The sequence below is a fragment of the Rhodobacter sp. 24-YEA-8 genome, assembly GCF_900105075.1.
Classification (GTDB): Bacteria; Pseudomonadota; Alphaproteobacteria; order Rhodobacterales; family Rhodobacteraceae; genus Pseudogemmobacter.
Genome location: NZ_FNSK01000001.1, coordinates 1633677 through 1651862, shown reverse-complemented (window position 1 = coordinate 1651862; position 18186 = coordinate 1633677). Strand labels below are relative to the sequence as shown.

Below are 18186 nucleotides of genomic sequence, written 5' to 3'. Positions count from 1 at the left end.
GCTTCCAGCGCTGTGGATCTTGCGGCGGGCTGCGCGGGGGCGTCTGATTCCTGTGCGTGGAAGCCGGGCCGCGATACCTCCGGCACTCCAAAGGTCAGAGAGTTAAGAGGACGCCCGACAGGCGAAGCACCGGTGTATCCGCTGCGATGGACCGGCGGCAGAATGGATACGGCCGGCGGAGGAGGGGTCCTCTGCCGGCCGGGTTACGTCGGGCGTCAGCCCTGAGATCAGTTTTCGCGGCTCATGCGCTTGCGCTCATGCGGGTCGAGATAGCGCTTGCGGATCCGGATGATCTTCGGCGTCACTTCGACCAGCTCGTCGTCCTGGATATAGGCGATGCTTTCTTCGAGACTCATCCGCACCGGGGTTGTCAGGCGCACGGCCTCATCGGTGCCGGAGGCGCGGACGTTGGTGAGCTGCTTGCCGCGGATCGGGTTGATTTCCAGATCATTGTCGCGGTTATGCTCGCCCAGGATCATGCCCTGGTAAACCGCTTCCTGCGCGCCGATGAAGAAATGGCCGCGATCTTCCAGTTTCCACAGCGCGTAAGACACCGAGACGCCGTTCTCCATCGAGATCAGCACGCCCTGGCGACGGCCCTGGATCGGGCCCTTATGCGGCACCCAGCCGTGGAAGATGCGGTTCAGCACGCCAGAACCACGCGTATCGGTCAGGAACTGGCCCTGATAGCCGATCAGCCCGCGCGACGGCACATGCGCGATGATCCGGGTCTTGCCGACGCCTGCCGGCTTCATCTCGACCAGATCGCCCTTGCGCTCGCCGGTCAGCTTTTCGATCACTACGCCGGAATATTCATCATCGACATCGACGATGACTTCCTCGATCGGCTCCATCCGGACGCCATTCTCTTCTTTGAAGATCACGCGCGGACGCGAGATCGAGAGCTCGAAGCCCTCGCGGCGCATGTTTTCGATCAGAACGCCCATCTGCAATTCGCCGCGGCCCGAGACCTCGAAAGCGTCGCCGCCGGCGGTGTCGGCGATCTTGATCGCGACATTCTGTTCGGCTTCTTTCATCAGACGGTCGCGGATCACGCGGCTTTGCACCTTGGTGCCGTCTTTGCCCGCAAGGGGCGAATCATTGATGCCGAAGGTCACCGTGATGGTCGGCGGGTCAATCGGCTGGGCGGGCAGCGCGGTGTCAATTTCAAGCGCGCAAAGCGTGTCCGCGACGGTCGGTTTGGTCATGCCGGCCAGCGTGACGATATCGCCGGCGACGGCCTCGTCAATCGCGGTCTGGGCAATGCCACGGAAGGCGAGGATCTTGGTGACGCGGAACTGTTCGATCCGCTCACCGTCGCGGGTCAGCGCCTTGAGCGAAGCGCCGGCCTGGATGGTGCCCGATTCCACACGGCCGGTCAGCAGACGGCCAAGGAAAGGGTCAGCCGAAAGCGTGGTCGCGAGCATCGAGAAGGGCTCGTTGACCTTGGCGATCTGCTTCGGTGCGGGGACGTGTTTCACCACCAGCTCGAAAAGCGCGGTCAGATCCTTGCGCGGGCCATCGAGCGAATCATCGGCCCAGCCAGAGCGTCCCGAAGCATAAAGATGCGGGAAATCAAGCTGTTCGTCCGAGGCGCCAAGGTTGGCGAACAGATCGAACACCTCATTAAGCGCGCGCTCGGGTTCGGCATCGGGCTTGTCGACCTTGTTGAGCACAACGATCGGGCGCAGGCCCAGAGCGAGGGCTTTCGAGGTCACGAATTTCGTCTGTGGCATCGGGCCTTCTGCGGCGTCAACCAGCAGGACCACACCATCGACCATGTTCAGAATGCGTTCCACCTCGCCGCCGAAATCGGCGTGGCCGGGGGTGTCGACGATATTAATGCGCAACCCGTTCCACTCGACCGAAGTGGCCTTGGCGAGAATGGTGATGCCGCGCTCGCGTTCGATGTCATTGCTGTCCATCACGCGCTCGGTCGTGGCCTGGCCTTCGCGGTAGGTGCCCGACTGTTTGAGAAGTTCGTCGACCAGGGTGGTCTTGCCGTGGTCAACGTGGGCGATGATCGCGATGTTGCGAAGGTCCATTAAGCTCTACCTGTTTGCTGCGGTGCCGCAAATACAGGAGAAATCCGGATTTGGAAATGCGGTTTCGTGCAGAGCTGGCGTTGAGGGGCAGATCACTATCTGGCGGGCATAGTTGAATGGCAATCCGGGCGGTGCTGAAGCTGCTCTGCGGGCGTCAGAGTGTGGCGCGTTCCGGGCGGTATCTGCATCGGCCTGCGCGCAGCTTCGACCAGGGGTTTGCGATTCAGACGGTGGCGCTGCACCAGCATCCGCGCCTTATTGCCGGCCAGGAAGGGGCGGGCCGGCTTGGATGTGCCGGGGCGAATGCCGGGAAACAGGTCCAGGATTTCATGCAGGGCGGTGGCGGGCAAGGCCTTTGCCGCTTCCGTCCCGAGATAGAGGCTTTCGGCTTCTGCGCCGTTCGAGAACAGCAGCTCATGCTGATCGAACATCAGGTGGAGATAGGTGACCGGGCCGGTCCCGGCGGCCAGCGAAATCCCGTCCTGGCCGATGAGGCGGGTTGCGGCGATCAGCATTTCCTCTGCGCCAAACATCCGCGCGGCGATTTTTGAGCGCAGGAGCACGCGATGCTGCGGTGACAGCCGCAGCTCAGTTGAGGGCATGCCCGGACCGAGTGCCCCGGCGGCGATGATGACCGGCCGCAGCGCGGGGGCGCGGCGCAGATCCGCCTCGGTCAGGGTGACGGCGCCGATCCAGCGGACTTTCTGGGGGCCGTGATCACGGGTCATGACCAGGCTTCCGGCCCGCAGGTCATCGATCCGGCAGTCCCCTTCGGGCGTGCGGAGCAGGGTGCCGGAAACAAAGCAGGGAATTGAGGAGAATGGCAGCGCGAATTCATTTGGCTCCCACAGCCAGCTGGTTGCTGTCATCGTGCCGGGATAGGCCGCAGAGACCTTGCCATCCTCATCGACCGGCAGGGCGATCGCCCGCGACTCGCCTGCGCTGCTCTGGCCGTAGAATGTCACCAGCTTTTGTGTGGCACCGGCAATCACCGCGCTGTCACCGTTATAAACGGCGTAGATCTGATAAGCGGTTCCTCCCACAGTAAAAGAGTCGCTTTCATCAGAGGTGATGATCTGACTTTCATCGCCATCGGTCAGCTCTGCGCTGAGCAGATAGGGGGAGAGGTCGACCCCTTGTCCCTGCATATCCACGAAATCGTCCTGCGGCGATGCGCTCCAGTCATCGGGCCGGATCACCATGCCGGGTGACTGCACGCTGAAGCTGGGGTCGAGGGTCCAGACCTGAACCGTGATCGTTCTCATCCGACCCTCCGTCCCGGTCAGCTGCAGCGACACCCAATCTGTCAGATCAGTCTTAAGCCGCGGTTAGCATCCTGTGGCGAAGGCTGGCTCCTGACCCGAATAATGCCTCAAATGAGGCGCATCTCAGCAATCGCCCGAAAGACAGCAGGGCCGTAAGACAGGCCAGATCCCTGTGCGGATATGGAAAAGGGCGGCATCCGCTGATACCGCCCCAACGCACAGATGAGTTTCTGCCACTCAGCCGGCAAGCGCCTTGTTCAGATATTCATCTACCTTTTCCAGATAACCCGTCGTGGTCAGCCATTTCTGATCCGGCCCGACCAGCAGCGCCAGATCCTTGGTCATGAACCCGTCCTCGACGGTGCGGATACAGACCTGTTCCAGCGTTTCGGCAAACCGCGTCAGCTGCGGATTGTCATCGAGCTTGGCGCGGTGTTTCAGCCCGCCGGTCCAGGCGAAGATCGAGGCGATGGAATTGGTCGAGGTCTGTTTGCCCGCCTGATGCTGGCGGAAATGGCGGGTGACGGTGCCATGTGCGGCCTCGGCCTCGACGGTCCTGCCATCAGGTGTCAGCAGGATCGAGGTCATCAGACCGAGCGAGCCGAAGCCCTGCGCCACCGTGTCGGATTGCACATCGCCGTCATAATTCTTGCAGGCCCAGATATAGCCGCCCGACCATTTCAGCGCCGAAGCCACCATATCGTCGATCAGGCGGTGCTCGTAATGGATGCCTCTGGCCCTGAACTGGTCCTCGAACTCTTCGGCATAGACCTTGGCAAAGAGATCCTTGAACCGTCCGTCATAGGCCTTGAGGATAGTGTTCTTGGTGGAGAGATAAACCGGCCAGCCCTTGATCAGCCCGTAATTGAAGGAAGACCGCGCGAAGTCGATGATCGACTGATCGAGGTTGTACATTCCCATCGCGACGCCTGCGGCGGGCGCGTCAAAGACGTCATATTCCTGGGTGGTGCCGTCTTCACCCACGAATTTCATCGTGATCTTGCCCGGCCCGGGGAAGCGGAAATCGGTTGCCTTGTATTGATCACCAAAGGCGTGGCGGCCGACCACGATGGGCTTCGTCCAGCCCGGCACAAGGCGCGGTACGTTTTTGCAGATGATCGGCTCGCGGAAGATCACGCCGCCCAGGATGTTGCGGATGGTGCCGTTCGGCGATTTCCACATCTGCTTCAGGTCGAATTCCTCGACCCGTGCCTCATCGGGGGTGATGGTCGCGCATTTGACGCCAACGCCGTATTTCCGGATCGCATGCGCTGCATCGACGGTGATCTGGTCTGCGGTGCGGTCGCGTTCTTCGATGCCAAGATCGTAATATTTCAGGTCGATATCGAGATAGGGAAGGATCAGCTTTTGCTTGATGAAATCCCAGATGATCCGGGTCATCTCATCGCCGTCAAGTTCCACCACCGGGTTGGCCACCTTGATCCTGGTCATCATTCGCCCTTTCTGGACTGGGTTACGCCTGGGGCCTGATTTAGCGGAAATCCGGGCGTCACGGAAGATGGTATGCGATGGTATACAAAAAGTTCATCAACCACTGCCTGTAGAACCGGCGGCTTTCCGGCTGGCCGGGGATGCCTCCGGCGGGGGCATTTGCGTCAGAAGGAGGGGGCAAGAATGTCCGAGGCGCGTCAGGGCGTGAACCAGGCTTTGGCCCTCTGGCTGACCCAGGCCCAGATCGCGGGTGCTCCGCGCGCGATTTTCTGGCCGACCCGGGCGACAAGCTGATCCCAGGTGACATTATAGGTGGTCCAGGTGCCGCCTCCGGATTGCAGATTGGCGAGGACCGGCTGCACCCGGTCGAGAGATTTGGCAAAGACGGCATCCGGGGTCTCGGCCGCCTCGAATTCATCCCAGAGCGCGCGGAAGGCCAATGCCTGGTCAGGCGGCAGAAGGCCGAAGATGCGGTCGGCCGCGCGCTGTTCGGCAAGGACGGTGTCGGTGCTGGCATGGGCGGCGCCGTTCGCGGAATGGATCGGCACATCGCCGGTGTCAATCTCGACCAGATCATGCAGGAGCAACATGCGGATGACGCGGTCGATCTCTACGCCTTCGGGGGCCTGATCGGCCAGAACCATGGCATAAAGCGCCAGATGCCAGGAATGTTCACCCGAATTCTCGCGCCTCGATCCATCGCAGAGCGTGGTGGCGCGCAGCACCGATTTCAGGCGGTCGGCCTCGTTCAGAAAGGCGAACTGGGCGTCGAGACGGGGATCGGTGGCGGGCTGTACAGGCGGGACGGGGGTGGTGAGCGGAATATCCATGCCGCAGTCATCGCGCGAAAGGCCGGATTCTGGCAAGGGGGAAGGCGGGGCCTGATCAGGCCGGAAAATCAGGCGCGAGGGTTCAGGCGGGGCGGCTCAGCCGGGCAGAGTGAGGATGATGGCCCGCGACCCGGTTGCGACCACGGTATGTTCATACTGCACCACCGGCGCCATCGGCTCGCTGTACAGCGTCCAGCCATCCTCGCCGGCATCGGCCCAGAGACCGCCGGTCGAGAGGAACGGCTCTACCGTCAGAACCAGGCCTTTTTCGATACGGCGGCGGTCGCCGCGGGTCGGCCAGGTGGCAATTTCGGTCGGCTCTTCATGCAGGCTGCGGCCGATGCCGTGGCTTGCGAGATTGCGGATCAGCGTATAGCCGCGTTTCTGTGCGAATTTGCCAATGGCATTACCGATGCCTGCGAGGGGTTTGCCGGCGCGGACCTCATTGATGCCGGTCTCCATCGCAAGGCGCCCGTCGCGACAGAGCCGGTTCAGCGCCTCGCGTTCGGGCTTCAGCTGCCAGCTTGCCCCGGTATCGGCGAAGAACCCGTCTTTCGAGGCCGAGACATCGATATTGACGAGGTCTCCGGCGGCGATCACGCGGGGGCCGGGGATGCCATGGGCGATTTCCTCATTGACGCTGATACAGGTGGCGCCGGGGAAATCGTAAGCGCTGCGTGGCGCCGAGACCGCGCCTTCGCGGTCAAGGAGCCGGGCGCCGATCTCGTCGAGTTCAAGCGTGGTCATGCCCGGCTCCATCGCTTTGGCCATGGCAAGCAAGGTATTGGCGACGATGCGGCCGATATGGCGCAGGCTGTCGAGTTCGTCCTGATGGGTGATCGTCATGGCCGGACCGTTCCGCTTCGGGGTCAGTGGCCGCTGCCAGGGCTGAGATCGCGCGGCGCATCCGGGGCGGCGGCGCCCTCGCGTTTGGCCCTGAGGGCGCGGGTGAGGAAGTCACGGCCGCGCGCCTCGGCGAGGCGGATGCGGATCGAGGTCATATAGGCCTCTTGCAGCGTCGGCGACGCCGCCCCCAGGACCCTGCCGACCTGTTCGTAAAAACGGTCATCCTGCAATTCGTTCTGCGAGGCGAGCACGTCTTTCGCAAGCTGGTCGGCAAGCTCCTGGATGAAGGACATCAGCGGGTGCTTTCGGTCATGCGCCGCCTGACATAATCCGAAACCGTTTCGATCATCGGTTTCATATGCGCTTCTTCATCCTTGAAGAAGTGATCGGCGCCCTCGACCTCGGTATGGGTGATCGTGATGCCCTTTTGCTCGTGCAGCTTGCCGACGAGGGTGCGGGTGTCTTTCGGCGGGGCCACCTTATCGGCGCTGCCATTGATCACGAGACCTGACGAAGGGCAGGGGGCGAGGAAGCTGAAATCGTAAAGATTCGCGGGAGGTGCCACCGAGATGAAGCCGGTGATCTCGGGGCGGCGCATCAGGAGCTGCATCCCGATCCAGGCGCCGAATGAGAAGCCCGCGACCCAGCAATGTTTCGCATTCTGGTTCATCGACTGGAGGTAGTCGAGCGCCGAGGCTGCATCCGACAGCTCGCCGATGCCCTGGTCATATTCGCCCTGGCTGCGCCCCACGCCACGGAAATTGAACCGCAGCACATTGAAGCCCAGATTATAGAAGGCGTAATGCAGGTTATAGGTAACCTTGTTGTTCATCGTGCCGCCATAGGCGGGATGCGGGTGCAGAACGATGGCGATCGGAGCGTCGCGTTCCTTCTGTGCATGGTAGCGTCCCTCGAGACGTCCATCGGGGCCGGCAAAGATAACTTCGGGCATACGCTCTCGCCTGATTTCTCCGGGATCGAAACTTGACTGAAACGCCCGGGTAATTTAGAACTGTTCTAAAGGGGGCAAGTCTTGTCCCCCGGATTGCACCTGAGGTAATGGCCCGGGGCTGGCTCGTCAATGGATCTGCCTGGAAATGGCCCGTTCCCCGGGGGGATGTGGCCGGATTGCCGGGGGACGACGGGTTTGCGCAAGGGGCGTCGGAGGCGATCCGGGGCCAGTCTTGCGGCCAGTCTTGCGGCCAGTCTTGCGGCCAGTCTTGCGGCCGGTTCGGGGCAGTCGGCGAAGCCTTGCGGCGCGCTCGTTAAGGAGAGTTTGGGATGAAGCTGTCGACGAAGGGCCGGTATGCGATGGTTGCGCTTGCCGATCTCGCCATGAGTGAGGCGAAGGCGAAACTGGCGCTGGCAAAGGCGGGCGGGGAGGCGGCGGAAGTCGAGGAACTGGTGGCTTTGGCCGAGATTTCGAAACGTCAGGATATTTCGCTGCCCTATCTGGAGCAGCTTTTCGTCAAGCTGCGCCGGGCCGGGCTGGTGGACGCCGTGCGGGGGCCCGGCGGCGGCTACCGGCTGGCGCGTTCACCGGATTCGATCCGGGTGAGCGAGGTCCTGCAGGCGGTCGACGAGACGGTCGATGCGATGCATACCGGCGCAGGCGCCACGGGGGGCTCGTCTGGCACGCGGGCGCAGTCGCTGACCAACCGGCTCTGGCAGAGCCTTTCGGCGAATGTCTATGTGTTTTTGCACCAGGCGCGGCTTTCGGATGTGATCGGCAATGAGATGACGCCCTGTCCGGCGGTGCCGAACCTGTTCCGGGTGGTGGATGAGGAATGAGAATGTTGCGCGCCATGGCTGAGATCGCCGGGGGGCTGTCTGCCCCCCGCGCCGGTCGCTGCGCGTCCGGCTCCCCCCGAGGATATTTTTCGACAGATGAAAGGGGCGCGCCATGAGCACGCGGCTTTATCTGGACTGGAATGCAACGGCGCCTTTGCGGGCCGAGGCGCGGGCGGCGATGATTTCAGCGATGGATGTGGTGGGGAACCCGTCTTCGGTCCATAGCGAGGGGCGCGCGGCCAAGGCGCTGATGGAGCGGTCGCGCGAAGAAATCTCGGCGGCCTTTGGCGCGGAGGGTGCGGACCTGGTCTTCACCTCGGGAACGACCGAGGCCTCGGCGCTGGCTTTGGCGGGGCGGGGGCTGGTTTGCGCCGGTGTCGAGCATTCGGCGGTTTCGGCCTGGTGTGACGAGATATTGCCTGTCGGGCGCGATGGTATGGTTTCGGTTCCGGATCCGGGGCAGGGCACCCTGCAGCTGGCCAATCCAGAGACCGGGATCGTGCAGAATCTGCCCCAAGGGCTCGCGGTGTCGGATCTGACGCAGGCAATGGGCAAGCTGCCGGTCGCCTTCAACTGGCTCGGCTGCGATATGGGACTGGTTTCGGCGCATAAATTCGGCGGGCCGCGTGGCATTGGGGCGCTTTTGCTGAAGCGCGGGCTTGATGTGGACGCAAAGCTGAAAGGCGGCGGCCAGGAGATGGGGCGGCGGTCCGGCACAGAGAATCTGATCGGGATTGCCGGCATGGCGGCTGCGGCGACGGCTGCGGCGCGTGATCTGGCGAACGGGACCTGGGAAGAGGTCGCCCGCATAAGGGATATTCTGGAATCAGCATTGTTTGCCAGCGCTGAGGGCATTATCTCGGTCTCGAAAGACCGGGCACGGTTACCGAACACGCTTTGCCTCATCGCGCCGGGCTGGAAGGGCGAGACACAGGTGATGTCGATGGACCTTGCGGGTTTCGCGGTCTCGGCCGGATCGGCCTGTTCTTCGGGCAAGGTCAGGGGATCGAAAGTGCTCGGCGCCATGGGATATGGCGATCAGGCCGGACAGATGATCCGGATCTCGATCGGTCCCGGCGTGAATGAAGAGAATGTGCTCAGGTTCGCGGAGGCGTGGACCAGAGCTTACGGAAAAGCCCGCGCCCGTGCTGCGTGAAGATGGGCCGCGTGAGGATGGAGTGACCGAAATGAATACCCATGTGTCCGAGGATAATATCCGCATCCCCGATGAGGCGATCCGGGAAGGCGTCGACCGCGAGACGATTGAAACCGTCCAGGCGATGGCCGGCAAATATAAATACGGCTGGGAAACCGAGATCCCGACCGAATATGCGCCCAAAGGTCTGAACGAGGATATCGTCCGGCTGATCAGCGAGAAGAATGGCGAGCCGGAATGGATGCTGGACTGGCGCCTGAAGGCTTACCATCGCTGGCTCGAGATGAAGGAGCCGCGTTGGGCGATGCTCAGCTATCCTGAGATCGATTATCAGGACCAGTATTACTATGCGCGCCCGAAAAGCATGGCCGAAAAGCCGAAATCGCTGGATGAAGTCGATCCGAAGCTGCTGGCGACCTATGCGAAGCTGGGGATTCCTCTGAAAGAGCAGGCTTTGCTTGCCGGCGTCGAGGCGCCGGAAGGCGAGCGCAAGGTTGCGGTGGATGCGGTGTTTGACAGCGTTTCCGTCGGTACCACCTTCAAGGAAGAGCTGAAGAAAGCCGGCGTGATCTTCTGTTCGATCTCGGAAGCGATCCGCGAATATCCCGAGCTGGTGCAGAAATATCTCGGCTCGGTCGTACCGCAATCGGACAACTTCTTTGCGACGCTGAATTCGGCGGTCTTCTCGGATGGCTCGTTCGTCTATATTCCGGAAGGCGTGCGTTGCCCGATGGAACTGAGCACCTATTTCCGCATCAATGCCGAAAATACCGGGCAGTTCGAGCGCACGCTGATCGTGGCCGACAAGGGCTCTTATGTGAGCTACCTTGAGGGTTGCACTGCACCGAAGCGCGATACGATCCAGCTGCATGCCGCGGTGGTGGAAATCGTCATCCTTGACGATGCCGAGGTTAAATATTCGACCGTGCAGAACTGGTTCCCGGGCGATGAGGATGGCAAGGGTGGCATCTACAACTTCGTCACCAAACGCGCCGATTGCCGGGGCGACCGGGCCAAGGTGATGTGGACCCAGGTGGAAACCGGCTCGGCGATCACCTGGAAATACCCGTCCTGCATCCTGCGCGGCGATGACAGCCAGGGCGAATTCTACTCGATCGCCATCGCGAATAATTACCAGCAGGCCGATACCGGCACCAAGATGATCCATCTGGGCAAGAATTCGAAGTCGCGGATCGTGTCGAAGGGGATCTCGGCGGGGCGCGCGCAGAACACCTATCGCGGCCAGGTCTCGGTTCACCCCAAAGCGACCGGGTCGAGGAACTATACCCAATGTGACAGCCTGCTGATCGGCGATCAGTGTGGTGCCCATACGGTTCCCTATATCGAGGTGAAGAACAATTCCTCGCGCTGCGAACATGAGGCGACCACGTCGAAGGTCGACGAGGATCAGCTCTTCTATTGCCGCTCAAGGGGCATGGATGAGGAAGAGGCGGTCGCGCTGGTGGTGAACGGTTTCTGCAAGGAAGTCCTCCAGGCCCTGCCGATGGAATTCGCCATGGAAGCGCAAAGCCTGGTGGCGATTTCGCTGGAAGGTTCGGTGGGCTGAACCTTGTCCGGTGCGGTGCTTCAGCGTCCTGATCTGACCATGCCCGAGGCGGCTGCCCGGGCATGGACGGATGCCTGCGCCGCTGCGCGGGTGGTGCTGGAATATGGCTCCGGCGGATCGACGCTTGTCGCGGCCGAGGCCGGGGCAGAGGTCTGGTCGGTGGAATCCGATGCCTCCTGGGCCAGGATGATGGGCGACTGGTTCGCGGCACATCCGGCGCAGGCCAGTGTCCATATCCATCATGCCGATATTGGCCCGACAAAGGAATGGGGCCATCCTGCGGATGAGTCCGCGTTTCGCCGCTGGCCGGATTATGCATTGAAAATCTGGGACTTGCCCGGGTTTTCTCACCCGGATCTGGTGCTGATCGATGGCCGTTTCCGGCTCGCCTGTTTCCTGACGGTGGCCTATCGGATCACCCGTCCGGTGACGCTGTTTTTTGACGACTATGCCCCGCGCGAAGCCTATCACAAGGCCGAACAGATCGCGCGGCCAACCGAGATGATCGGACGCATGGCGCGTTTCGATCTTGAACCTGTGACACTGACGCCGGACCGGCTGCGCGCTTATACGCGGGCGCTGTTACAACCGGTCTGAGGAGAGAAAAATGCTTGAGATCAAGAACCTGCATGTGAAACTTGAGGAAGAGGATAAGGTTATCCTCAAAGGCGTCGACCTGAAAATCGGGCCTGGCGAAGTTCATGCGATCATGGGGCCGAACGGCTCGGGCAAATCGACGCTTTCCTATGTGCTGGCGGGCCGCGATGGCTATGAGGTAACCGACGGCTCGGCCACGCTGGATGATGAAGAACTCCTTGAGATGGAGCCGGAAGAGCGCGCCGCAGCGGGCCTGTTCCTGGCGTTCCAATACCCGGTCGAGATCCCCGGCGTTGGCAATATGACCTTCCTCAGGACGGCGGTGAACGCGCAGCGCAAGGCGCGCGGCGAAGAGGAGCTTTCGGCCGGCGACTTCCTGAAAGTCGTGCGCGAAAAGGCGAAAACGCTGAAGATCGACGCTGATATGCTCAAGCGTCCGGTCAATGTCGGCTTCTCGGGTGGTGAGAAAAAGCGCAATGAAATCCTCCAGATGGCCATGCTGGAGCCGAAGATGTGCATCCTTGATGAGACCGATTCCGGTCTTGACGTCGATGCGATGAAACTTGTCGCAGAAGGTGTCAACGCGCTGCGCAGCGCGGGTCGGTCTTTCCTTGTGATCACCCATTACCAGCGCCTTCTCGACCATATCAAACCGGATGTGGTCCATATCATGTCCAATGGCCGCATCATCAAAACCGGCGGGCCGGAGCTGGCGCTTGAGGTCGAGAATAACGGCTATGCCGATCTGCTGGACGGGGTGCAGTAATGGCACTGGCACAGGTCAAACAGGACGCGCTGACGGCGCGGCTGCAGGGGCTCAGCGCTCCCGCAAAGGGCTGGACGGCTGCGGCGCGCGCTTCGGCCTCTGATCGGCTGGCGGCTCAGGGCCTGCCGACCCGGCGCGACGAATACTGGCGCTACAGTGACCCGGCCCAGCTGACAAAGCCGGAAATCAGCGGTGCGCCCGCCGATCTCGCGCCGTCCTTCGCGGCGCTGGATGCGGTGAAGCTGGTGTTTACCGATGGCGTGTTCGATGCTTCCGCCTCGGATGATCCGGCGCTTGCCGGGGTCGAGCTGCTGTCGCTGGCGGGTCAGTCGGATATCCACTGGGCGCAGGGGCTTTATGGCCAGCTTGAGACCCGGGGCTCTTCCCCGGTTGAACGTCCGCTTGCGGCGCTGAACACCGCCTATGCGAATGAGGGTGTGCTGATCCGGGTGACCGGGCAGGCCGCAAAACCAGTTTCTCTGATTTACGTCCAGAAATCAGCGGCTTCCGATGTGATCCTTCATCACGTTGTTAAGCTGGAAGAGGGGGCGGAAATCACCCTTCTGGAAAGCGGCACGCCCGGTGCGCGCTTTAACACCGTGCTTGAGGTCGATGTGGCGTCGAATGCACGCTTCCATCATATCCGCACGCAGGGACCGGATGCCGATCGGCGCGGCGTCACCCATATCTTCGCCCATATCGCCGATCACGCGCTGTTCAAAAGCTTTACCCTGACCGCAGGCGGCCGTCTGACCCGCAATGAGGCGATCCTCGAGATTACCGGCGACGATTCCGTGGCCCATGTTGCCGGAACCGTGCTGGGGGATGGCAAGGATTTCCTCCAGGACGACACGATCTTCATCACCCATGCGTCAGAGCGTTGCGAAAGCCGCCAGGTCTTCCGCAAAGTGTTGAAGAACGGCGCGACCGGTGTGTTTCAGGGCAAGATCCTCGTCAAACAGGGCGCGCAGAAGACCGATGGCTATCAGATGAGCCAGTCGCTCCTGCTGGATGAGGATGCGCAATTCCTCGCCAAGCCCGAGCTGGAAATCTACGCCGATGACGTGAAATGTTCGCATGGCTCCACCTCGGGCGCGATTGACGAGACGGCGCTCTTTTACCTGCAATCGCGGGGGGTGCCGAAACGCACCGCCCAGGCGCTTCTGGTTCTGGCTTTCCTGGCCGGCACGCTGGAAGAGATCGAGGATGAGGCCATCGCGGCCGAAGTCCATGCAAGGCTGGAAGACTGGCTGCACGGGCTGGACGGCTGAGAGCCCTCAGGGCTAGAACCGCCAACGCGTTAACGGCCAGCAGGAAACGGGCAGAGACCATGTCGATCACCACCGATATCTTCCGGACCTGGGCCCGGCCTGGTGCGGTCATCCGCGAGAAACTGGCGGATGGCCCGCGCGAGGACAGGGCGCTGATCCTGTTGTTTGCGGCCTGTCTTTTGCTGTTCGTGGCTCAATGGCCGCGCCTCTCGCGCGAGGCTTTCCTTGCGCGTGAGGCGGCAACCGCCGCCGGTACGCCGCTGGATCAGGTGCCGGGCATCCAGGCATTGATGGGGATCAATTTCTTCGTCTTTCTCTTCGTGGTGCCGCTGTTCTTTTACGGCATCGCAGCGGTCTCGGCGCTGGTGATCCGCGCCTTCGGGGGCCGGATCGGCGCTTATGAAGCGCGGGTCTCGCTGTTCTGGGCACTGCTTTGTGCAGCCCCCCTGATGCTGTTCCAGGGCCTTCTGGCCGGGTTCAGCGGACCGGGGTCTTCGGTGACGGTGGTCGGGCTTCTGGTCGGGCTCTCATTCCTCTGGCTCTGGGTGAAACTTCTGCGCGAGGCGATGCAGTGATCGGCTTTTTCTTTTCCACCCTGCTTTTGTCGCTGCATGACCCGCGTCAGGGCCTGCGGCAGATCCAGGCGCTGAACCGGCCCGGTGGCACCGAAATGGTGGCGCTCCTTCTGATGGCGGTGGCCTCGGCCCTGTTGATGCAGCTGAGCCTGCAGATCCTGCCAATGCCCGATGGCAGCCCTTTCACGGCGCTGTTCTCAACGCCTTTCCTGACGGCCGGGCTGCAATTCCTGACGCTCCTCCTTTGCGCCTTCCTTGCCTGGCTGGTGGGCGGCTGGTTCGGCGGTCGCGGATCCTTTGCCGATGCCGTGCTGGCGATCGCCTGGCTTCAGGCGGTGATGCTGGCGATCCAGCTGGTGCAGCTGCTGGCGCTCGTCATCCTGCCCGTGCTTTCCAGTCTGATCGGCATCGCCGCCGTCGGGATCTTCGTGGTGCTCCTGAGCAATTTCATCGCCGAAATCCACGGCTTCGCCTCGCCGGTGAAGGTGTTCTTCGGGACGGTCCTGACCTTCCTCGTCAGCGTCTTCATCCTGACGATGATCCTCGCCCCCTTCATCCCGTCGGAGTACCTGCCGCGTGAGCTATGATGTCGCAAAAATCCGCGCCGATTTCCCGATCCTCGCGCGCAAGGTGAATGACCGACCGCTGGTCTATCTCGACAATGGCGCCTCGGCGCAAAAGCCGCAGGTGGTGATCGACGCGATCACCCAGGCCTATTCGATGGAATATGCCAATGTTCACCGGGGCCTGCATTACCTGTCGAACCACGCGACCGAGGCCTATGAGGCGGTGCGCGGCAAGATCGCGCGCTTTCTGAACGCGCCCTCGGAAGACGAGATCGTCTTCACATCGGGGGCGACCGAGGGGATCAACCTCGTCTCTTATGCCTGGGCTGCGCCTCGTTTGCAGGCCGGCGATGAGATCGTGCTTTCCGTGATGGAACATCACGCCAATATCGTGCCCTGGCATTTCCTGCGCGAACGTCAGGGGGTGGTGCTGAAATGGGTCGAGGTCGATGCCAATGGCGTGCTCGATCCCCAGGCGGTGATCGACGCAATCGGGCCGAAGACAAGGCTGATTGCAATCTCGCATATGTCGAATGTGACCGGCACCGTGGTTGATGTGACCACGATCTGCGCCGCGGCCCGTGCGCGCGGTGTGCCGGTGATGGTCGATGGCAGCCAGGCCTCGGTGCATATGCCGGTCGATCTGACGGCAATCGGCGCCGATTTCTACGCGATCACCGGCCATAAGCTTTATGGTCCCTCCGGATCCGGCGCGATCTGGATTTCCCAGGCGCGGATGGCGGAAATGCGCCCCTTCATGGGAGGCGGCGACATGATCCGCGAGGTGCATCGCGACTCTGTCACCTGGGCAGATCCCCCGATGCGGTTCGAGGCCGGCACACCCGGCATCGTCAATCAGATCGGTCTGGGCGTGGCGCTCGATTACCTGACCGGTCTCGGCATGGAAAATATCGCCGCGCATGAGCGCGCTTTGCGCGATTACGCCCGCGAAAAGCTGAACGGGCTGAACTGGCTGAACGTCCAGGGGCAGGCGCCGGATAAGGGGGCGATTTTCAGCTTCACCCTGCAAGGCGCCGCACATCCGCATGATATCTCGACGATTCTCGACAAAAAAGGCATCGCCGTCAGGGCAGGGACCCATTGCGCCATGCCGCTGCTGGACCATTTCGGGGTGAGCGCAACCTGCCGCGCGTCCTTCGGTCTTTACAACACCCTGGCCGAGGTGGATGCCCTGGTCGAAGCGCTGGAATTCTGTCACGAACTCTTTGCGTGAAGCGGCACCACAAGCCTTGCAGCAGCGCGCAGGAGCGGTTAAGAAACCCGGGCGCTGCACCCGTAGCTCAGCTGGATAGAGTGCTGCCCTCCGAAGGCAGAGGTCACAGGTTCGAATCCTGTCGGGTGCGCCATTTCAGAACAGAACTATGAACGCCGAACGCCGCCGTTTCTACGCTAGAAGCGGCGACCAGCGTTCGCAGCAGTTCCGACTTCGATCCCATGATGCGAACCTCGTCGTCGGCGACCTCGACGCGCTGCGCCAGAGCGCGCAGATGGTCGCGTCGGTAGCCGCCATCATCGAGTCGTATCCGTTTGCGGGCTTTGCGGGCGAAGCCCTTGAGCATATCGGGGCTGACGCCCTGATTGCCTGAACTGTCGAGCGCGAGCTGGGTGCGCTCGGCGTCGGCGGCGGCCTGATCCCGCAACGCCTTGAGGCTCACCATGCGCTCTTTCGCCATGGCGTCGTCCTTGTCCACCATGCCCGCTTCGATGGCGTCAAAGAGACGGCCGAGCCGCTGGTCGGCTTCCGTGATTCGCCTGTGAAGCTCGGCAAGATGCTCGCGGCGGCGCTCGGCGCGCTCCTGCCGGCGGTCTATGACGCTGGCGAGGACAGTTTCCAGTCGCTTGGGCTGGAGCAGCCGATCCCCGATATGATCGGCTACCAGATGGTCCAGCTTGTCCATCGGGATCGTGCGGCCCTTGCAGCCGGTCTTGCCCTGCCGCGCCTTGGTCGAGCAGGTGTAATAGCGGTATGTCGCTCCCGTGCTGCCTTGGCCGGTGCGCAACGTCATCGCACCTCCGCACTTGGCGCAGAAGCAAATGCCTGTCAGCAGCGTGGGGCCGCTGGAGACACGCGCAGGCGTCACCATGGGATTGCGGGATTTCAGGCGGGCTTGCACTGCATCGAATATCTCGCGGTCGATCAGGGGCGGCACCGCCATGATGGCGACCTCGCTCTCTGGCTTCTTCTCCCGGTCTTTGTGCGAGCGCGTATTGAACCTGTGCTCGCCGATATAGGTGGTGCGGGTCAGGATGGCGTGGATTTGCGCCAATCCCCAACGCCCACCGTCGCGGGTGAAGAAGCGGCGCTCGTTGAGATAGGTGGCGATGGCCTTGACGCCCATCGCGCCGGATGTGCCGTCGCCTTCAAGGAACAGACGATAGATAAGCCGCACGGTGTCGGCGTGCAGCGGGTCGATCTCCAGCTTCTTCTTGATCTTCGATCCGCGCTGCTCGGCCGCAACGATGCGATAGCCGATAGGCGGCCGTGCGCCGTTCCAGAAGCCTTGCCGGGCGTTCTCGTTCATGGCGCGCAGGACGTGCTTGGCGTTCTCCTTCGACTGGTATTCGTCGAACAGCGCCATGATCTGTCGCATCATCTGGTGCATGGGATCGTCGCCCATCTCCTGCGTGATGGACACCAGCTTGACGCCGTTCTTCGCCAGCTTGCGAACGTAGAACTCCATCTCGAAGTGATCGCGGAAGAAGCGCGAGAAGCTATGCACCACGACTATATCGAAGGGCGCGGGCTTGGACGTGCCCGCCTCGATCATGCGCTGGAACTCGGGGCGCTTATCGTTGGTGGCGGTTGCGCCCGGTTCCACATAAGTCTCAACGAGCTGATAGCCGCGTTGCTCGCAATAGGCTTCACCCTGCCGCTTCTGGTCGGGAATGGAAATATCGTGCTCGGCCTGCCGGGCAGTCGAAACGCGCAGGTAGAGGGCGGCGCGGGCGGTAACGGTTGGGCTGTGCATATTCATGGCCGGCCTCCAATAGCCTTCTTAGCCTTGGGGCGGTCGATCAGGGGCAATGCCAGCTCCACCCGGTCATGGACCACCTTGGGCGCGAGCTTGCGCCCATGGCCCGGCTCAAGCCTCACAAGGCCGTAGCTCTCCATAGTTTTCAGGGTGCGTGACAGATTGGAGCCGGCCCGGCCGGTGATTTCCGCCAGTTCCTCAAGCGATGCCGGGGCTTTCTCGGCGATGATGCGCAGCAGCTCGCGATTCCCGGCCGACAGCACCTTGGCGAAGGATTCCGTCGAGGTGAACCACACCTTCGGATCGCTGGGCGCAGGTTTTTCCTCGCCGCGCGCGTTCCGCATGGTGCGGGCCTTCATTTCTTCGTAGTCGGCAATCCCAACTTTCAATGTGGTCATAGGGCACCTCGTTCCTTCAACACCGCGTCCACCGCCTGAGCTACTCCCCGATGCTTGGACAGTTTTCG

18 protein-coding genes and 1 tRNA gene are annotated in these 18186 nt (G+C 62.1%); 10 read left to right on the top strand and 9 right to left on the bottom strand.

From position 1 onward, the window contains the following. Nucleotides 1-227: 227 nt before the first annotated feature. The 7 genes from typA to BLW25_RS08135 form a co-directional block, all read right to left on the bottom strand. Entirely contained in the window at nucleotides 228-2045 is a 1818-nt protein-coding gene (gene typA, locus BLW25_RS08165; RefSeq protein ID WP_092898029.1) for a translational GTPase TypA, read from the bottom strand. Nucleotides 2046-2140: 95 nt separating this feature from the next. Beyond that, nucleotides 2141-3310, bottom strand: coding sequence for a Hint domain-containing protein (locus tag BLW25_RS08160; RefSeq protein WP_092898027.1), 1170 nt, complete (start codon nucleotides 3308-3310; stop codon nucleotides 2141-2143). Between the two features lie 237 nt (nucleotides 3311-3547). Further along, nucleotides 3548-4762: an NADP-dependent isocitrate dehydrogenase gene (locus BLW25_RS08155; RefSeq protein WP_092901739.1), complete on the bottom strand. Its 1215-nt coding sequence runs from the start codon at nucleotides 4760-4762 to the stop codon at nucleotides 3548-3550. A gap of 197 nt (nucleotides 4763-4959) precedes the next feature. Continuing rightward, nucleotides 4960-5592 carry an HD domain-containing protein gene (locus BLW25_RS08150; RefSeq protein ID WP_092898025.1) on the bottom strand — a complete coding sequence of 211 codons (633 nt, stop codon included), beginning with the start codon at nucleotides 5590-5592 and terminating at the stop codon, nucleotides 4960-4962. Between the two features lie 96 nt (nucleotides 5593-5688). Next, on the bottom strand, nucleotides 5689-6438 hold the full coding sequence (gene map / locus BLW25_RS08145) for a type I methionyl aminopeptidase (RefSeq protein WP_092898023.1): 750 nt from the start codon (nucleotides 6436-6438) through the stop codon (nucleotides 5689-5691). 23 nt (nucleotides 6439-6461) lie between these two features. Further along, nucleotides 6462-6731, bottom strand: a complete 270-nt coding sequence (locus BLW25_RS08140; protein WP_092898021.1) for a hypothetical protein — start codon at nucleotides 6729-6731, stop codon at nucleotides 6462-6464. Then, nucleotides 6731-7390, bottom strand: coding sequence for an alpha/beta hydrolase (locus tag BLW25_RS08135; protein ID WP_092898019.1), 660 nt, complete (start codon nucleotides 7388-7390; stop codon nucleotides 6731-6733). Before BLW25_RS08135 ends, BLW25_RS08140 begins: the two co-directional genes overlap by 1 nt. A gap of 329 nt (nucleotides 7391-7719) precedes the next feature. Here BLW25_RS08135 and BLW25_RS08130 point away from each other — a divergent pair, with 329 nt between their 5' ends. The 10 genes from BLW25_RS08130 to BLW25_RS08085 all read left to right on the top strand — a co-directional run bounded on the left by BLW25_RS08130 (nucleotide 7720) and on the right by BLW25_RS08085 (nucleotide 16094). Further along, nucleotides 7720-8229, top strand: coding sequence for a Fe-S cluster assembly transcriptional regulator IscR (locus BLW25_RS08130; protein ID WP_092898017.1), 510 nt, complete (start codon nucleotides 7720-7722; stop codon nucleotides 8227-8229). A gap of 112 nt (nucleotides 8230-8341) precedes the next feature. Next, the gene (locus BLW25_RS08125; RefSeq protein ID WP_092898015.1) at nucleotides 8342-9385 is read left to right on the top strand and encodes a cysteine desulfurase family protein; all 1044 of its coding nucleotides are present in this window, start codon (nucleotides 8342-8344) and stop codon (nucleotides 9383-9385) included. 31 nt (nucleotides 9386-9416) lie between these two features. Continuing rightward, nucleotides 9417-10952: a Fe-S cluster assembly protein SufB gene (gene sufB / locus BLW25_RS08120; RefSeq protein ID WP_092901736.1), complete on the top strand. Its 1536-nt coding sequence runs from the start codon at nucleotides 9417-9419 to the stop codon at nucleotides 10950-10952. A 39-nt stretch (nucleotides 10953-10991) separates the two neighbouring features. Beyond that, complete coding sequence (locus BLW25_RS08115) at nucleotides 10992-11549, top strand: O-methyltransferase (RefSeq protein ID WP_092898013.1); 558 nt, start codon at nucleotides 10992-10994, stop codon at nucleotides 11547-11549. Nucleotides 11550-11559: 10 nt separating this feature from the next. After that, nucleotides 11560-12315 carry a Fe-S cluster assembly ATPase SufC gene (gene sufC, locus BLW25_RS08110; protein WP_092898011.1) on the top strand — a complete coding sequence of 252 codons (756 nt, stop codon included), beginning with the start codon at nucleotides 11560-11562 and terminating at the stop codon, nucleotides 12313-12315. Then, on the top strand, nucleotides 12315-13586 hold the full coding sequence (gene sufD, locus BLW25_RS08105; RefSeq protein ID WP_092898009.1) for a Fe-S cluster assembly protein SufD: 1272 nt from the start codon (nucleotides 12315-12317) through the stop codon (nucleotides 13584-13586). The genes sufC and sufD overlap by 1 nt, the downstream gene beginning before the upstream one ends. Before the next feature lie 59 nt (nucleotides 13587-13645). Further along, a complete protein-coding gene (locus BLW25_RS08100; protein WP_092898007.1) occupies nucleotides 13646-14161 on the top strand; it encodes a hypothetical protein in 516 nt (171 codons plus the stop codon). Continuing rightward, complete coding sequence (locus BLW25_RS08095) at nucleotides 14158-14748, top strand: Yip1 family protein (RefSeq protein WP_171909510.1); 591 nt, start codon at nucleotides 14158-14160, stop codon at nucleotides 14746-14748. The genes BLW25_RS08100 and BLW25_RS08095 overlap by 4 nt, the downstream gene beginning before the upstream one ends. Further along, the gene (locus tag BLW25_RS08090; RefSeq protein WP_092898003.1) at nucleotides 14738-15961 is read left to right on the top strand and encodes a cysteine desulfurase; all 1224 of its coding nucleotides are present in this window, start codon (nucleotides 14738-14740) and stop codon (nucleotides 15959-15961) included. Before BLW25_RS08095 ends, BLW25_RS08090 begins: the two co-directional genes overlap by 11 nt. Nucleotides 15962-16017: 56 nt before the next feature. Next, nucleotides 16018-16094, top strand: a tRNA-Arg gene (locus BLW25_RS08085). Here the strand turns inward: BLW25_RS08085 and BLW25_RS08080 are convergent. Further along, nucleotides 16065-17723, bottom strand: a complete 1659-nt coding sequence (locus BLW25_RS08080) for a recombinase family protein (RefSeq protein WP_092898001.1) — start codon at nucleotides 17721-17723, stop codon at nucleotides 16065-16067. The two genes, BLW25_RS08085 and BLW25_RS08080, sit on opposite strands and share 30 nt — an antisense overlap. Beyond that, nucleotides 17720-18118 carry an HVO_A0114 family putative DNA-binding protein gene (locus BLW25_RS08075; protein ID WP_092897999.1) on the bottom strand — a complete coding sequence of 133 codons (399 nt, stop codon included), beginning with the start codon at nucleotides 18116-18118 and terminating at the stop codon, nucleotides 17720-17722. Before BLW25_RS08075 ends, BLW25_RS08080 begins: the two co-directional genes overlap by 4 nt. Between the last annotated feature and the right edge of the window lie 68 nt (nucleotides 18119-18186).

Bases quoted from the DNA above. Each gene is read 5' to 3' on its own strand.
- BLW25_RS08100 (WP_092898007.1), top strand. From the start codon at position 13,646: ATGTCGATCACCACCGATATCTTCCGGACCTGGGCCCGGCCTGGTGCG.
- BLW25_RS08140 (WP_092898021.1), bottom strand. From the start codon at position 6,731: ATGTCCTTCATCCAGGAGCTTGCCGACCAGCTTGCGAAAGACGTGCTC.
- map (WP_092898023.1), bottom strand. From the start codon at position 6,438: ATGACGATCACCCATCAGGACGAACTCGACAGCCTGCGCCATATCGGC.
- BLW25_RS08075 (WP_092897999.1), bottom strand. From the start codon at position 18,118: ATGACCACATTGAAAGTTGGGATTGCCGACTACGAAGAAATGAAGGCC.
- BLW25_RS08130 (WP_092898017.1), top strand. From the start codon at position 7,720: ATGAAGCTGTCGACGAAGGGCCGGTATGCGATGGTTGCGCTTGCCGAT.
- BLW25_RS08125 (WP_092898015.1), top strand. From the start codon at position 8,342: ATGAGCACGCGGCTTTATCTGGACTGGAATGCAACGGCGCCTTTGCGG.
- BLW25_RS08155 (WP_092901739.1), bottom strand. From the start codon at position 4,762: ATGACCAGGATCAAGGTGGCCAACCCGGTGGTGGAACTTGACGGCGAT.
- typA (WP_092898029.1), bottom strand. From the start codon at position 2,045: ATGGACCTTCGCAACATCGCGATCATCGCCCACGTTGACCACGGCAAG.
- BLW25_RS08160 (WP_092898027.1), bottom strand. From the start codon at position 3,310: ATGAGAACGATCACGGTTCAGGTCTGGACCCTCGACCCCAGCTTCAGC.
- sufC (WP_092898011.1), top strand. From the start codon at position 11,560: ATGCTTGAGATCAAGAACCTGCATGTGAAACTTGAGGAAGAGGATAAG.
- BLW25_RS08080 (WP_092898001.1), bottom strand. From the start codon at position 17,723: ATGAATATGCACAGCCCAACCGTTACCGCCCGCGCCGCCCTCTACCTG.
- BLW25_RS08135 (WP_092898019.1), bottom strand. From the start codon at position 7,390: ATGCCCGAAGTTATCTTTGCCGGCCCCGATGGACGTCTCGAGGGACGC.
- sufD (WP_092898009.1), top strand. From the start codon at position 12,315: ATGGCACTGGCACAGGTCAAACAGGACGCGCTGACGGCGCGGCTGCAG.
- BLW25_RS08115 (WP_092898013.1), top strand. From the start codon at position 10,992: ATGCCCGAGGCGGCTGCCCGGGCATGGACGGATGCCTGCGCCGCTGCG.
- BLW25_RS08150 (WP_092898025.1), bottom strand. From the start codon at position 5,592: ATGGATATTCCGCTCACCACCCCCGTCCCGCCTGTACAGCCCGCCACC.
- sufB (WP_092901736.1), top strand. From the start codon at position 9,417: ATGAATACCCATGTGTCCGAGGATAATATCCGCATCCCCGATGAGGCG.